Raw genomic sequence first — 15,416 nt, forward strand, 5'->3', positions numbered from 1 at the left:
GGGATCAATCGCGCCGGAACAATGTTGGTGACGATCGCTGGGTGAAGGTCGGCAAGAACATGACAAATCAACGACAACTGCGCGCCGCGAGCAGCGAACTCGATCTCCTCGATCGCTACTGGCGTGCCGCCAACTACCTCTCCGTCGGGCAAATTTATCTCCTCGACAATCCGCTGCTGCGCGAGCCGCTGCGACCCGAGCACATCAAGCCGCGCCTGCTCGGCCATTGGGGCACGACGCCCGGCTTGAACTTCATCTATGCCCATCTCAATCGGGTCATCCGTGCGCTCGACCTCAACGTGATCTACGTCTGCGGTCCCGGCCATGGCGGCCCGGGCATGGTTGCCAACACCTATCTGGAAGGCAGCTACAGCGAGATCTATCCCGACATCGCGCGCGATACTGAGGGATTGCGCAAGCTGTTCAGGCAGTTCTCCTTCCCAGGCGGCATTCCGAGCCACGCGGCGCCGGAAACGCCGGGCTCGATCCACGAGGGCGGCGAGCTCGGCTATGCGCTGGTGCACGCCTATGGCGCGGCATTCGACAATCCCGACCTCATCGTCGCCTGCGTCGTCGGCGACGGCGAGGCCGAAACCGGCCCGCTAGCGGCGTCGTGGCACTCGAACAAGTTCTTGAACCCCGCCCATGACGGCGCGGTGCTGCCGATCCTGCACCTCAACGGCTACAAGATCGCCAACCCCACTGTGCTCGGGCGGATGCGCAACGAAGAGATCCGCGAGCTCTTCCGCGGGCTCGGCCATGAGCCGCTGTTCGTCGAAGGCGACGATCCCAAATTGATGCACCAGGCCATGGCGGATGCGCTAGACGTCGCGCTCGTCAGCATCCGCTCGATCCAGCAGCACGCCCGCGACGGGCGCAAAGGCGTCGAGCGACCGCGCTGGCCGATGATCGTGCTGCGCAGTCCCAAGGGCTGGACCGGCCCGAAGGAGGTTGACGGCAAGAAGGTCGAAGGTTTTTGGCGCGCGCATCAGGTGCCCGTTGCGAGCTGCCGCGAGAATCCGGCGCATCTGAAGGTGCTCGAAGACTGGATGCGCAGCTATGAGCCGGACAAGCTGTTCGACCCCAGCGGAGCGCTGATTCCCGAGCTTCAGGCGCTCGCGCCCGAAGGCCAGCGGCGAATGGGCACCAATCCGCATGCCAATGGCGGGCTGTTGAAGAAGGAGCTGAAGCTGCCGGACTTCCGCAGCTTCGCTGTCGAGGTACCGCAGCCCGGCGGTGTCGTGGCGGAAGCCACACGCGAGCTCGGCAAATTTCTGCGCGACGTCGTTCGCCTGAACGCCGAGGCGCGCAATTTCCGCATCATGGGCCCGGACGAGACGGCATCAAACCGGTTAGACGCGGTGTTCGAGGCAACCGAACGCGTCTGGATGGAGCCAACCGAACCTTACGACGTGCATCTCGCGCAGGACGGCCGCGTGATGGAGGTCCTGAGCGAGCATCTCTGTCAAGGCTGGCTCGAAGGCTATCTGCTCACCGGCAGGCACGGCTTCTTCTCCTGCTACGAGGCCTTCATCCACATCGTCGATTCCATGTTCAACCAGCACGCCAAATGGCTGAAGGTGACGCGCGATCTGCCATGGCGCCGCCCGATCGCCTCGCTCAACTATCTCTTGACCTCGCATGTCTGGCGCCAGGATCACAACGGCTTTAGCCATCAGGATCCTGGTTTCGTCGATCTCGTCGCCAACAAGAAGGCTGACATCGTCCGCATCTATTTCCCGCCTGATACCAACACGCTGTTGTGGATCGTCGATCATTGCCTGCGCACCTACAACCGCATCAACGTCATTGTCGCGGGCAAGCAGCCGGCGCCGCAATGGCTGTCGATGCAGGAGGCGGCTACGCATTGCGACGCCGGCATCGGCATCTGGAGCTGGGCGGGCACGGAGGAGGCAAACGCAGAGCCCGACGTCGTGATGGCCTGCGCGGGCGACGTGCCGACACTGGAGACGCTCGCCGCCGTCGACCTGCTGCGCAAGGCGCTGCCCGAGTTGAAGATCCGCGTCGTCAACGTCGTCGACCTCATGACGCTGCAACCTCGGGCGCAGCATCCGCACGGCCTCTCCGACCGCGACTTCGACAGCCTGTTCACATCGGACAAGCCGGTGATCTTCGCCTATCACGGCTATCCTTATCTCATTCACCGGCTGACTTATAACCGCACCAATCATACCGGCATGCATGTGCGCGGATTTGCCGAGGAAGGCACCACGACGACGCCGTTCGACATGGTCGTGCTCAACGGGCTCGACCGCTACCATCTCGCGATCGAGGCGATCGAGCGCGTGCCGGGGCTTGCGACCAGGGCTGCGCAGGTCAAGCAACAGTTCCGCGACAAGCTGATCGAACATTCCCGCTACGTCCGCGAGCATGGCGAGGACATGCCTGAGGTCCGCGACTGGGTCTGGCCGAACAGCGCCGGCGGCAACACGCCAGCCGAAGCCGGCGACTGAAGCCATGTCGGACACTGTCCTTGTGCTCAACTCCGGATCGTCGAGCATCAAGTTCGGGCTGTTCGAGCTGCCGGCGTCCGGCCCCGCCCTGCTCTGCAACGGCTTGCTCGACGAGTACGAGGCAACGCCCCGCCTCGTGCTGAAGCGCCCGGCGGGCGAGAAGCTGTTCGAGACGCGAAGGGACGCGTCGGATACGGACAGCGGTCATCTGTTCGCCGACGTGCTGACCTTCGTAGACCAGCATTTCCGCGAGCATCGCCTGCGCGCCATCGGCCACCGCATCGTCCACGGCGGGCCGGACTACTCCGGCCCCGTCGCGCTAACGGACGACGTCTATGCCAAGCTGGAGGCGCTGACCCCGCTGGCCCCGCTGCACCAGCCGCGTTGCCTGGAGCCGATCCGCATCATCCAGGCGACCCGCCCCGCTCTGACGCAGATCGCCTGTTTCGACACCGCCTTCCACCACAGCCTGTCGCCGCCCGCGCGCCGCTTCGCCATTCCGAGGCGCTATGAGGAGCGCGGCGTGCGGCGCTATGGCTTTCACGGCCTCTCCTTCGAATATGTCGCGGGGCGCCTCGCGGCAATCGCGCCGCAGCTCGCCGCAAAGCGCACCGTCATCGCCCATCTCGGCAATGGCGCGAGCCTGTGCGCGCTGCACGATGGCCGCAGTATCGACACCACGATGGGGCTGACGCCGCTCGACGGCCTCGTGATGGGAACGCGCTGCGGCACGATCGATCCCGGCGTGCTGCTCTATCTGCAACAGCACGAGAACATGCCGGTCGACGACCTCCAAGATTTGCTCTATCACGAGTCAGGCCTGCTCGGCGTCTCCGGCATCTCCGCGGACATGCGCACGCTGCTGGCGAGCAGCGAGGCCGCAGCGCGGGAGGCGGTCGATCTCTTCGTACTCCGCGCGACGCAGCAGATCGTCATGCTGGCGACTACGCTTGGAGGGTTGGACTGCCTGATCTTCACGGGCGGCATAGGCGAGCATGCGAAGGAAATCCGGTTCGCAATTAGTGAACGCCTCGCCTGGCTCGGCATGCGGATCGATGCCGCTGCAAATGATGCCGCGCGCGAGCGCATCAGCCGGGGCGATAGCGCTATTGAGGTGTTCATCATTCCAACGAATGAGGAACTAACGATCGCGCGGCACTGCGCGACGGTGCTGCAGATAATAGAGGGCGCATCGGATTAGCCTTTGATGGCCGTCAATCCGTCATTGCGAGCGAAGCGAAGCAATCCAGACTGGCTCTTCGGCGGGACACTGGATTGTTTCGCTTCGCTCGCAATGACGAAGAATGCGGTAAAGCAGCGCATCACAACGCACCGGCGAGCGTGGGGAGAACCTCTCACCCAAGTGAGTTTGCAAGTGAGCTTGTGCCGACCAGCGGCGCTGCCCACAAGGAGAGAGGGCGCAGCAGTCACGCGCATCTCGCTCTCCTTTCTAATGCGTCCCCGACCAGATCTGGAAGCACCCGATCGCGACCTCGATCACGATCAGCACCACCACCGCGATCTCGAGGCGGAGCGAGCGCTGGGTGTCGATGATGTCGGTCAGCGCGTTGGCGGTCTCCGACACCGCCGTGAGCTTGCGCTCGAGCGTGTCGAGGCGCTCCTTCAGCTCATACTCGTCCTCGAGACGGGCGTAGAGCCGGTCGAGCTCGGGCTTCTCCCAGAGCACGTCGGGTTTTTCCGCGACGGCAACACGGCCCGCGACACGCTGCTGGACGAGAAGCGCGTTGCCGATCAGCCGTAATATACCTTTGCGCCGGCGCGGTGTACGGCCGCGCTCGGCGAGCTCCCGCGCAAACGGCTCGATCACGTCGAAGACCGCGGCGACGCGCCGCTCGTCGCGGGCCAGCGACGTGCTCTTGGCGAGCGCATCCGCGATCAGGAGCAGCCGGTCGTCGGAGAATTTGGCGAGGCAGATCGGCCCGCCGGGCTGGATCGCCTCGGCATTCTCGTCCTTGCAGAGCTGCGCCTGCGCGGTCTCTTCCTCATACGGACTGAACTCGCCGATCACCCGCGGCTTCAGGCTGTCGATCAGCACCTTCTCCTCGGAGGGCAGAAGTCCGATCAGCACCACGACGCCATAGCGGAAGATCACGACAAGCCCGGCATGGACGCGAAAGGCGGCCGGCGTCGAGGACACCAGCGTGCCGATCTCGAGGCCGGAGGCATTGATGCGGTCGCCCAGCATCAGGGCGCGAACCCGCAGGGTCGGCGCGGCGTCCTGCTTCGGCGTTGCTGCCGTCGCGTTGACAGCGAGTTGATCGGCGTTCATGCGAAGCCTCCGTCACCACCCAATCGGCACCCAAGTCGCACATCTTTCCCGTTCGGCGGCTGGTTGCAGCCGATCCTCAACTGGACGATTGCGAACTGCCCTGCGCCGCGCAATATCGCTCCGGGTTGATACGGTCCGGATGAGCTTGTGCCGAAACATTCAACAATAATACCATCGCGCACGCGACACATTTGGGCGATGGCGGGTTTACCAATTGCATGCCGAAACCCCGCCGAAAAGTTGCACTCGGCAACGCCACGTGTTTATGACAACATCATGAACAGCTACGCTTCTTCCGAAGTGCAGATATTGAAGCTTCAATCATGCTGAGCGTCATCATCCCGACCGAAGGCGTCGAGCAGACGGCAGTCGCAACGCTGGCCGCGCTCGTCCCCGGCGCCGCGGCCGGCGTCATCCGGGAAGTGCTCCTGGTCGATGGCACCGGCAACGGTGTCATCGAGCGCGTCGCCGATGTCGCAGGTTGCCGCTTCATCGGCTTCGAGGGATCTTCGCAAGGCGCCGCGCGCGCCGCCGGCGCCCTCCAGGCCCGGTCGCCATGGCTGATGTTCCTCCCCGCTGGCGCGGTGCTGGAAACCGGCTGGATCGAGGAGACCACCCAGTTCATCCAGGCCGTCTCGAGCAGCGGCCGCGATCGCGCGGCGGTGTTTCGCTATGCGCGCTCGCCCTACGCCAACACCGGGCTCCGCGACATTTTCCACGCCGCGGCGCGCAAGCTCGTGGGGCCGCTCGGCGATCAGGGGCTTTTAATCGCACGTGATCACTACGACCGGATCGGCGGCTACTCGCCGCAGGCCCGCCGTTCCGAGGCCCGGCTGCTCCGGCGGCTCGGCCGCTCGTCCCGGACCATGCTGCGCAGCCGGATCGTCATGGTCGGCTGAAGCCGCCCGATACTTGTCAAAGTCAAATAATTGTTTGACAATGGCAAGTATCGAGGTGACCCATGTCAATTGCCGCTACCGACGACCACATTGCAGCGGTCCGCGCCTTCAACCGCTTCTATACCCGCAAGCTTGGTGTGCTCGACCAGCACCTTGGAAAAAGCCCATTTTCGCTCAGCGAGGCCCGGGTACTCTATGAGCTCGCGCATCGCGACGACCTGGCGGCCAAAGAGATCGGAAACGAGCTTGGTCTCGACCCCGGCTATCTCAGCCGCATCATACAAAGCTTCGATGAAAAGGGGCTGATCACGCGAAGGCCCCTGCCCGCAGATCGCAGGCAATACCAGCTCAGCCTCACCGCCAAGGGCCGCCAGGCCTTCGCCAAGCTGAACCTGAGCTCGCAAAATGAGGTCGCCGCAATGCTGGCTCAGCTTTCCGCCAGCGATGCAACGCGTCTCACGCAGGCCATGGCGACCATTGAGGCCGTGCTGGAGCAACGTCGAAGCCAGCCCGCGCCTTTCATGCTGCGCAGCCATCGCGTCGGTGACATGGGCTGGGTCATCTCCCGACAGGCCGCCGCCTATGCCGCGGACTATAATTGGGACATCAGCTACGAGGCGCTGGTCGCCGAGATCTGCGCAGAGTTCATCAAGAACTACGACGCCGCGCGCGAGCACTGCTGGATCGCGGAAGTCGGCGGCGAGCCGGTCGGCTCGATCTTTCTGGTCAAGGCCACGGACGAGATCGCCAAGCTGCGCCTGTTGCAGGTGGAGAAGAAGGCGCGGGGGCTCGGCGTCGGCCGCGCGCTGGTCGAACAATGCATCCAAGGCGCACGCGAGAGGGGCTATAGCAAGATGACACTGTGGACGCAGAGCATCCTCGTGGCCGCGCGGAGCATCTATCAAAGTGCAGGCTTCAAGCTCGTGAAGGAAGAGAAGCACCACAGCTTCGGTGCCGATCTGGTCGGCGAGACGTGGGAGCTGGATCTATAACGCTCTTGCAGCAAGCGAGGTGCGCATAAATGTGCCCTCGCCACTTGCGGGAGAGGGCATGTCAACTGTCAGACACGGGCTCGCTTGGGTGAGCGGTATCTCCCTGGGCAGCCGTGCGGAAAGATACCCCTCATCCGGCGCTTCGCGCCACCTTCTCCCACAAGGGGAGAAGGGAAGAAAGTATGGCTACACCGTCGCGCCTTGCGCTTTCGGCCGGCGCAAGTGCTCGTCCAACCGCGGCATGATCTCGACAAAATTGCAGGGCCGCGTGCGGTAGTCGAGCTGGGCGGCAAGGATGCCGTCCCAGCCGTCGCGGCAGGCGCCAGGGGAGCCGGGCAGGCAGAAGATGTAGGTCGCCCCCGCAACGCCCGCAGTGGCGCGGCTCTGGATCGTCGACGCGCCGATCTTGGCATGGCTCAGCATGTGGAATGCGATGGAGAAACCGTCCATGCGCTTCTCGAACAACGGCTCGATCGCCTCCGGCGTGACGTCGCGCCCGGTGAAGCCGGTGCCGCCGGTGGTGATGACGACGTCTATGCCGGCATCCGCAATCCAGCGGCGGATCACGGCGCGGATCGCCTCGATGTCGTCGGTGACGATCTCGCGCGCGGCGAGCTGATGGCCGGCGGCGGTGAGACGGTCGGCCAGCGTCTGCCCCGACTTGTCGTCGGCGAGGGCGCGCGTGTCGGACACGGTGAGCACCGCGATGTTGAGCGGGATGAACTGCTTTGTCTCGTCGATTGAGGCCATTCTTCACTCTCGCTCGTCGTTCCGGGGCTCGCGGAGCGAGAACCCGGAACCTCGCGCCGCAACTTCTGGATTCCGGGTTCGCGCTACGCGCGCCCCGGAATGACGGCTTACAACGCGCCGGCACCGAACGTGTTGCAGGCCTGCACCGTGCCCTGCTGGTAGCCGGTCATGAACCACTGCTTGCGTTGGGCCGCCGAGCCGTGGGTGAAGGAATCTGGCACGACGCGGCCCGTCGCCTGGCGCTGGAGCGTATCGTCGCCGATCGCGCTCGCCGTGGTCAGCGCGGCGTCGATGTCGCCGGGCTCGAGGAAGTTCGGACGCTTCTTGGCCTCGCGGTTGACCCAGACGCCGGACAGGCAGTCGGCCTGCAATTCCACCTTCACCTGAAGCGCGTTCGCCTCGGCCTTGCTGCCAGCCTGTTGCTGCAGCCGCGTCACGCGCGGAATGATGCCGAGCAGGTTCTGGATGTGATGGCCGGCCTCGTGCGCAATGATGTAGGCGGTCGTGAAGTTACAGGCGGACTTGCCGGAGCAGCCGCGGAAGCGCGTCTCGACCTCGCGGAAGAAGCCGGTGTCGAGGAAGATGGTGCGATCCGGCGGGCAATAGAACGGCCCCATCGCCGATTGCGCCATGCCGCAGCGGCCGCCATTGGTGGCATTGCGGAACAGCACGATCTTCGGGCCGGTGTAGGACTGGCCGGAGGCCTGGAAGATCTCGCTCCACCGATCGTCGATCTCGCCGAGGATGCCGGAGATCATGCTGCCCATCTCGTCGGTCGGCGCGCCGCGCTTGCCGGAGGACGCCTGGCGGTCGGTCTGGTAGGTCGGTGCATGGCCGCCGCCGGTGAGGATCTCGGCGCCGCCGATCAGGATGCGCGGGTCGATGCCGAAGGCATAGCCGACCAAGCCGAGGATGATGATGGTGCCGATACCAAGCCCGCCGCCGCCCATCGGCAGCCCGAACCCGCCTCCTCCGCCGCCAAAGCCACCACCCTCGTCGCGACGATCCTCGATGTCGTCGCTTCGGCGGAAGTCGTCGTAACGCATGGCGGCTTTTCCCCCTGGGGGTCCCTGATTCGAATTCGGCGGCGCGGATGACTGCTGAAGCTCAACGCGCCACACACGTAAAATTTCCGTTGCTTTTATCAATATCGTGGCCGGCAAAAATTGCCTAGTGCGACACCATGCCGATGCCAGCAAATTTTTCCGAGGCTCGAGCAACTTTTTCCGAGAGAAATTTGGAGCCTTCCTGGAGCCTCGACTGCTTCCGCGACGCGAAGAAGCACGAATTGCACTATAAAACAGGGGGAATGCGCGCGACGTCCCGCACGCAATTCGCGATGCGGAGGCTGCTCACGAAAGCGGCGGGTTAAGTCGATTTTTACTTTGCCGCTTCAATGTAACGGTCAGTCGGTTGTTTGGTCCCGCGTCGCCGACAGCGTCGCCTGAGTCAGAGTTCTTGAGTCATGGTAGAGTCGCGTCGCGGGGCGTCTGCAAGGGCGCCCCGCACAAATTTTGAGTCCCCTTCGCATCGTATCATTCTCGGTGATTGCGTCGCCGAGATGTCGAAGCTTCAGGCCGGTTCGGTCGACCTCGTGTTTGCCGATCCGCCCTACAATCTTCAACTCAAGGGCGATCTCAAGCGCCCTGACGAATCCCATGTCGATGCCGTCGACGACGACTGGGACAAGTTCGATTCGTTCTCCGCCTATGACGATTTCACCCGCGCCTGGCTGCTTGCCGCCCGCCGCGCGATGAAGCCGTCGGCGACGATCTGGGTGATCGGCTCCTACCACAACATCTTCCGTGTCGGCGCCATCATGCAGGATCTCGGCTTCTGGCTCCTCAACGACATCGTCTGGCGCAAGACCAACCCGATGCCGAATTTCCGCGGCCGCCGTTTCACCAACGCGCACGAGACCATGATCTGGGCCGCGCGCGACGAGAAGGCCAAGGGCTACACGTTCAACTACGAGGCCCTGAAAGCCGCGAACGAGGACGTGCAGGCGCGTTCCGACTGGCTGATTCCGCTCTGCACCGGCGAGGAGCGCCTCAAGGGCGCCGACGGCAAGAAAGTTCATCCGACGCAGAAGCCGGAAGGCCTGCTCGCGCGTGTGCTGCTGTCCTCCTCCAGGCCCGGCGATCTCGTGATCGATCCCTTCAACGGCACCGGCACCACCGGCGCGGTCGCAAAACGTCTCGGCCGCTCCTATATCGGGTTCGAACGCGACAAGACCTATGCGAAGGCGGCCGAAGCCCGCATCGCGGCCGTCGAGCCGCTGCCGGAAGAGAGCCTGGCCCCGTTCATGACCGCGCGCGAAGCGCCGCGGGTGGCGTTCTCCGAGCTGATCGAGCGCGGCATGATCATGCCCGGCACGAAGCTGTTCGACGCCAAGAAGAAGCTCGGCGCTCTCGTGCGTGCCGACGGCGCAATCATGTTAGGGGACAAGGTCGGCTCGATCCACCGCATCGGCGCCGTGGCGCAAGGCTCGGCCGCGTGCAACGGCTGGACTTACTGGCACGTCGAGACCAAGAAGGGCCTCAAGCTGATCGACGAGCTCCGCGCCGAGATCCGCGCCGGCATGGCGGCGGAGTAGTTTCCCCTCTCGATGGTCATTCCGGAGCGCGCCTCTTGGCGCGAACCCGGAATCCATTGGCCCCCGTGCCCCCGTTGACGATGGATTCCCGGCCCGCGCTTCGCGCGCCCCGGAACGACGAGCGTAGTTGAACGCGCCCGCCGTCAGGACTAGGATCAGCACATCGCACCCCGTCCTGGTCCGGATCCCATGCGACGACAGTCCGAGACATTGCTGCTGGTGCCGCTGCTGCCGATCTTCCTGCTCGGCATGTTTCCGATGTTCCTGATCGCGCTCTTGGGATTTTTTGGCCTCGCCCTGTTCGGAGTGCTCGTGGTCTGCGTCGGGCTTGCCAGCAGCAACGAGGCCCACGACAACTTCAACCACGATATCATCGTGCATGGCTACGCGCGCGGATCGGAGCGCAAGGCGCGGGGCCTCCGACATGCATCTCGCGACCAAGCTCGGGCTGCGCCTGGAAGCGGTCGGCGCGGCGATGGTCATTACGGCGGCGATCGGTCTTTGTTACGCCGGCTGATCTGCGCCGCGCGCAGATACCGCCCGGCAAACTCGCCGGTTGCGCATCCGCATGGTTCGGGTCAGACAAAGCGGCCTCGCGGCAATGATGCAGCGCCGCTCTCGGCAACGAACCCCTGGGGAGATGATCGATGCTCAAATTCTATTTCAACGGGTCGCCGAACCCGACCAAGGTCGCGCTTTATCTCGAAGAGTCCGGCCTGCCCTTCGAGCCGGTTGCGATCGACACCCGCAAAGGCGAGCAATTCACGCCGGAATTTCTCAAGATCAATCCGAACGGCAAGGTGCCGGCGATCGATGACAATGGCACCATCGTGTTCGATTCGAATGCCATCCTGCTCTATCTCGCCGAGAAGACCGGCAAATTCCTGCCCGCCAATCGCGCCGAACTCCTGTCCTGGCTGATGTTCGTGGCGACCGGTGTCGGCCCCTATTCGGGCCAGGCCGTGCACTTCAAGCATTTTGCGCCGAAGGACCAGAACCACGACTACGCCCACAACCGCTACCAGTACGAGACCGATCGCCACTACAAGATTCTCGACGGTCACCTCAAAGGCCGCCGCTACATGGTCGGCGACGACTATTCGATCGTCGACATGGCGCTTTGGGGCTGGGCCCGAATGGTGCCGTTCAAGCTCGGCGACGACGCGTTTGCGCGATACCCGAACGTGAAACGCCTCGTGGACGAGATCTCGGCGCGCCCCGCGGCTGCGCGTGCCATCGCGTTGAAGGACAAGTTCACCTTCAAGGCCGAGATGGACGACGAGGCCCGCGCCAACATGTTCAAGCACATGACGGCGAAAGTGGCCTGATCGCGCCGCGCCGGTCCACGAGGCCACGCACATGCGCGTGGCCTTTTGCGACTCAGGCGGCGTGGACCGAGTTCAGGAACCTGGCGACCTCGACCTTCAAGCGGTTGCTGTCCGCCGACAGCGAGCGCGCCGCCGAGAGCACCTGCGATGAGGCCGAGCCGGTCTCGGACGCCCCGCGCTGCACGTCACCGATATTGATCGAGACGCGCTGGGTCCCGTGCGCGGCCTGCTGCACGTTGCGGGAGATTTCCTGCGTGGCGGCGCCCTGCTCTTCCACGGCGGCGGCGACCGCCGAGGAAATCTCCGACAGCCGCTCGATGGTGCCGCTGATCTCCCTGATGGCGCCGACCGATTGCTCGGTGGCGCCTTGGATGTTGGCAATCTGCTGGCCGATCTCGCCGGTCGCCCTCGCCGTCTGCTCCGCGAGCGCCTTGACCTCGGAGGCGACGACGGCAAAGCCGCGGCCGGCCTCGCCCGCGCGCGCCGCCTCTATGGTGGCGTTGAGTGCGAGGAGATTGGTTTGCCCGGCGATCGTGCTGATCAGCTCGACGACATCGCCGATCCGGGCGGCCGCCTTGGAGAGCTCGCCGACACGGTCATTGGTCCTGCTCGCCTGACCCACGGCCTCGCCCGCGATGCGGGCGGATTCCTGCACCTGGCGTGCGATCTCGCTGACCGACGAGGACAGCTCCTCGGTGGCGGAGGCGACCGCCTGCACGTTGGCGGTGGCTTCCTGCGATGCGGATGCCACTTCAGTCGACAGATCCTGGGCGCGCGAGGCGGTCGTGGTCAGCGTGCCGGCGGACGCTTCCAGCTCGTTCGACGCCGATGACACGGTGTTGACGATCTCGCCGACGGCCCGCTCGAACTGGTCGGCAAGCCTGACCATATCTCTCTTGCGGTTTTCGGCCTGACGCGCCTCGAGTTCGACCTGCTCGGTGCGCATGCGCTCGGTGTCGATCATGTTGTCCTTGAATACCTGGATCGCTTTGGCCATGTCGCCGATCTCGTCCGCCTTGCCGCTCCCGGGAATGTCGACATCGAGATTGCCGCCGGCCAGCCGGCCCATCGCGCGCGTCATCGAGGTCAGGGGCCCGACGATGCTGCGGGCGATCAGGAAGGCGACGATGCCGCCGAACAGGATGGCGAGGCCGCCGGCGATCTCCTGAATGGCCGTCGTGCCGGCGATCACAGCTTCGGCATGGTTACGCGATTCCTGATAGTCTTTCTTCAGCGTCGCTTCCGCGGCCTTGAGCCTGGCGATACTGTCGACGATGAGGGGCGCGAGACTCTTGTGATAGATCTCGTCGGCCTGAAGCATCGCGGCCGATGTCGTCTCGAACGCGGATTTGTAGATTCCGAGCGAGGTCTTCACCGGCGCAAGCGTGGCGCGCAAGTCCGTCGCCTGTGGACTTTTCTCGATCGCGGCGAGCCGTTGCGCTGCCCTGTCCACGCTCGCCCTGAAATTCGCCGGCCCCTGCGCGTCACGCACTGCCAGAAAACGCCAGTTTGCGACCCGGACAAGGAGGATTCTGGATTCGAGGTCGGCGACCAGGGCTGCGGTGTCCTCGTCGGCCGAGGCGCGCGCCGCATCGACCAGCTTGCCCATTTTGACGGCCAGTTCCTCCCCGCTCGGCAGCAGCGTCGCCTTGCCCGTTCTTGCCTCGTTGACGGCGTCTCCGAGATTGTCACGCAGCCGTCGCATTTTGGCGATGTCGTCGATGAGGCCGTTGTAGAGCGCTCGCCGCTCCTCCGAGCGCGTTCCTTTCGCCCCGACCTGCAACAGCTCGGTCGCCGCGGTCTCCCGCTCTTGCGCCTCTTTCATCGCCGGCTCGTTGGCGTCGTAGACGTAACGCAGATTGGCGCGCTGAATCGCCTGAAGATGGGCCGATATCTCCAGCACCCGCGCCGTGCTGTCCGAGAGCGCGGATTGTCTTGCGACCTGATCCTGCACCGCCCGCAAATTCCAGACGGCGACCACCGTCATCACCAGACCGACCGCCACAAGGGCCATGAAGCCTGCGTACAGGCGTCCCCTGATCCGCAAACGAAACTTCGGCATTCCCACTGTCCACCCAGATGCATTTCACTTCGAGCGGCCGAACAATTCCGGCGATCGTCACGGGCCACCCCGGCAGCCGCGCGTCGCGTCTTTGCGACTCACGCTGCACCGCGACACAATGGGGGACACTCGTTAATTGAACCTTCCAATTTTTCACGCAGCGCCGCGGCAACGCCGACGAAACCTGCTGATTTTGTCGGCAGTTGCGCAAGGTTCTGGCGTGCGTCCCGCACCGACTTGCAGATCGCTGCATGGGATGCCCTGGACCCGCTCTCTCTATTTCCGCCGGACAGCCTTCTTCAGCTCGTAGGCGATCTCTGCCCGGGTTATCCCACAGTCCTGAAGCTCCCGTTCGGTCATGGCGGCGAGCTGACACCGTGCCTGAGACCGCTCGCGCCTGAGGCGGGCCATTTCGACCAGCGTCTGCCAGGTCTGCACGATCGTTATCGGCTCTGGCGGACGAGATCGGCCGGCGGAGGTGACGCGGCTCGATCCATTCAGCTCGCTGCCCTCCTGCCCGCTTGCGGAAAAGGACCGAGCGCCTTCTCGGTCAGGACCGAGTCGCAATATTCCCGGATCTCCTTGATCTTGCCGTTCTCCAGGCGAAACACGAGACAATAATCGTTGTCGTAACGGACGCCTTCGGGCGTGACGTTGTCGCCCTTGGCTTCCACCACGACGATATCGCCATCGGCAATGAAGCGGTGGGCGACCGTGCGCGTGCGGTCACGCAGGCGGGTGCGGACATAGCCGTGCAGATCGTTGAGGATCGCCTCCTTGCCCGCGAAGGTGCGCGACCAGGAATATTGCCCGGTCACGACCCATTTGGCGTCGTCGGCAAGGCTCGCGGCGAACAGCACGCGGTCGCGCGCAGCGGGATCAGGGTTTGCGGCGGCGGCAAAGATATCCTGCATCAGTTTCTTGTTGGCGCTCGCGCTCATGGCGGCATCTCCTTGTGGTGACATCGGGAAGATCATCGCCGTCCGAACACAATTCTTCAAATCGATAGCTAATATGATATCTATTCACCTCATGAATTTGAATTCGCTTGATCTCAACCTCCTGACCGCTCTCGATGCATTGCTGCGCGAGGCCAATGTCAGCCGCGCCGCACTTCGGATCGGCCTGTCGCAACCGGCGGCGAGCCATGCGCTCCAGCGCCTGCGTGACATCTTTGGCGATCCGCTTTTGGTGCGTACCGGCGCGCGCATGGAGCTGACGCCACGGGCCGAGGCGCTCCGCGCACCGCTGGCCCACGCGCTCGACCAGGTGCGTGGGTTGTTCGTGCCTGAGGACTTCGACGCGGCGCGTAGCGAACGGCAATTTCGCCTGATGATGCCGGACTTGGCGGTCGAGCTGTTGATGCCGCCGTTGATGGAGAAGGTGACACGCCTTGCGCCCAACGTCCGCATCGAAATCGTGCCATGGCGGGGACCTGCGATCTTCCACGCCGAGTTCGCCCGCACCATCGATCTCGTGATCTCGATCGGCAACGCCTTCAAGGGATTTCACCGCCAGCTGCTTTACACCGACAGCGATGCGCTGGCGGTGCGGCGCGGCCATCCCATGGGGGCGAAGCTGAAGCGCCGCGAGGCGTTCCTAGCTGCGCGTCATGTCGGCGTGATCATCCGCGGCCAGAGCGAGGATCTGATCGATACCTGGCTGCGCAGCAAAGGCATCGAGCGGGACGTCTCGCTGGTCGTGCCTGGATACCTCGAAGCCCTGCACGTCGCCGCCCGCACCGACCTCGTCGCCTTCGTGCCGCGCCGGTTGATCGCGGCGCTGTCGAGCCAGCTCGGCCTCGTCACGGTGACGCCGCCGCTCGACCCCGGCATCGACGAGCAGTTCATGTTCTATCCGACCCGCGCGCAGATGGATCCGGGATCGGTCTGGCTGCGGCGGCTGATGCTGGACACGGGACGGGAGCTGGAGAAAGCCAAGCGCAAGCTCCCGTAGGGGTCGGCAAAGCGAAGGTGCCCACCGTCTCGCGGCTTGGAAATGGCTGGGCACGGCACTTCGCGCCTT

General features: G+C 64.3%; 14 protein-coding genes. 8 read left to right on the forward strand and 6 right to left on the reverse strand.

From position 1 onward, the window contains the following. Positions 1-59: 59 nt before the first annotated feature. Both IVB12_RS17835 and IVB12_RS17840 read left to right on the forward strand, forming a co-directional pair. Positions 60-2,474, forward strand: coding sequence for a phosphoketolase family protein (locus tag IVB12_RS17835; protein WP_247300877.1), 2,415 nt, complete (start codon positions 60-62; stop codon positions 2,472-2,474). 4 nt (positions 2,475-2,478) lie between these two features. Continuing rightward, complete coding sequence (locus IVB12_RS17840) at positions 2,479-3,675, forward strand: acetate/propionate family kinase (RefSeq protein WP_247300878.1); 1,197 nt, start codon at positions 2,479-2,481, stop codon at positions 3,673-3,675. A 249-nt stretch (positions 3,676-3,924) separates the two neighbouring features. On the opposite strand, the gene IVB12_RS17845 is transcribed toward IVB12_RS17840, so the two are convergent. Next, the gene (locus tag IVB12_RS17845; RefSeq protein WP_247300879.1) at positions 3,925-4,764 is read right to left on the reverse strand and encodes an RMD1 family protein; all 840 of its coding nucleotides are present in this window, start codon (positions 4,762-4,764) and stop codon (positions 3,925-3,927) included. A 323-nt stretch (positions 4,765-5,087) separates the two neighbouring features. On the opposite strand from IVB12_RS17845, the gene IVB12_RS17850 reads away from it, so the two are divergent. Together IVB12_RS17850 and IVB12_RS17855 are read left to right on the forward strand one after the other, a co-directional pair. Then, positions 5,088-5,663 (forward strand): glycosyl transferase, encoded by a 576-nt coding sequence (locus IVB12_RS17850; RefSeq protein ID WP_247300880.1) that lies wholly within the window; start codon positions 5,088-5,090, stop codon positions 5,661-5,663. Between the two features lie 62 nt (positions 5,664-5,725). Further along, entirely contained in the window at positions 5,726-6,655 is a 930-nt protein-coding gene (locus IVB12_RS17855) for a helix-turn-helix domain-containing GNAT family N-acetyltransferase (protein WP_247300881.1), read from the forward strand. A 186-nt stretch (positions 6,656-6,841) separates the two neighbouring features. Here IVB12_RS17855 and moaB read toward each other — a convergent pair whose 3' ends face one another. Together moaB and IVB12_RS17865 are read right to left on the reverse strand one after the other, a co-directional pair. After that, positions 6,842-7,405: a molybdenum cofactor biosynthesis protein B gene (gene moaB, locus IVB12_RS17860; RefSeq protein ID WP_247300882.1), complete on the reverse strand. Its 564-nt coding sequence runs from the start codon at positions 7,403-7,405 to the stop codon at positions 6,842-6,844. 107 nt (positions 7,406-7,512) lie between these two features. Beyond that, the gene (locus IVB12_RS17865; RefSeq protein ID WP_247279644.1) at positions 7,513-8,451 is read right to left on the reverse strand and encodes a neutral zinc metallopeptidase; all 939 of its coding nucleotides are present in this window, start codon (positions 8,449-8,451) and stop codon (positions 7,513-7,515) included. A gap of 419 nt (positions 8,452-8,870) precedes the next feature. Here IVB12_RS17865 and IVB12_RS17870 point away from each other — a divergent pair, with 419 nt between their 5' ends. The 3 genes from IVB12_RS17870 to IVB12_RS17880 all read left to right on the forward strand — a co-directional run bounded on the left by IVB12_RS17870 (position 8,871) and on the right by IVB12_RS17880 (position 11,329). Next, entirely contained in the window at positions 8,871-10,001 is a 1,131-nt protein-coding gene (locus tag IVB12_RS17870) for a site-specific DNA-methyltransferase (RefSeq protein WP_276576803.1), read from the forward strand. A gap of 379 nt (positions 10,002-10,380) precedes the next feature. After that, on the forward strand, positions 10,381-10,518 hold the full coding sequence (locus tag IVB12_RS17875; RefSeq protein WP_247300884.1) for a hypothetical protein: 138 nt from the start codon (positions 10,381-10,383) through the stop codon (positions 10,516-10,518). 130 nt (positions 10,519-10,648) lie between these two features. Next, positions 10,649-11,329, forward strand: coding sequence for a glutathione S-transferase family protein (locus IVB12_RS17880; protein ID WP_247300885.1), 681 nt, complete (start codon positions 10,649-10,651; stop codon positions 11,327-11,329). Between the two features lie 52 nt (positions 11,330-11,381). Here the strand turns inward: IVB12_RS17880 and IVB12_RS17885 are convergent, their stop codons facing one another. From IVB12_RS17885 to IVB12_RS17890, 3 genes are all read right to left on the reverse strand, one after another. Beyond that, positions 11,382-13,391, reverse strand: a complete 2,010-nt coding sequence (locus tag IVB12_RS17885) for a HAMP domain-containing methyl-accepting chemotaxis protein (RefSeq protein WP_247300886.1) — start codon at positions 13,389-13,391, stop codon at positions 11,382-11,384. Between the two features lie 276 nt (positions 13,392-13,667). Further along, positions 13,668-13,802: a DUF1127 domain-containing protein gene (locus IVB12_RS38185; protein ID WP_247355494.1), complete on the reverse strand. Its 135-nt coding sequence runs from the start codon at positions 13,800-13,802 to the stop codon at positions 13,668-13,670. 86 nt (positions 13,803-13,888) lie between these two features. Continuing rightward, positions 13,889-14,332, reverse strand: coding sequence for a nuclear transport factor 2 family protein (locus tag IVB12_RS17890; RefSeq protein WP_247300887.1), 444 nt, complete (start codon positions 14,330-14,332; stop codon positions 13,889-13,891). A 91-nt stretch (positions 14,333-14,423) separates the two neighbouring features. Between IVB12_RS17890 and IVB12_RS17895 the strand changes: the two genes are divergently transcribed. Next, the gene (locus tag IVB12_RS17895; RefSeq protein ID WP_247300888.1) at positions 14,424-15,347 is read left to right on the forward strand and encodes a LysR family transcriptional regulator; all 924 of its coding nucleotides are present in this window, start codon (positions 14,424-14,426) and stop codon (positions 15,345-15,347) included. Positions 15,348-15,416: the final 69 nt, after the last annotated feature.

Origin of the sequence: Bradyrhizobium sp. 179 (assembly GCF_023073535.1) — a bacterium.
Classification (GTDB): Bacteria; Pseudomonadota; Alphaproteobacteria; order Rhizobiales; family Xanthobacteraceae; genus Bradyrhizobium.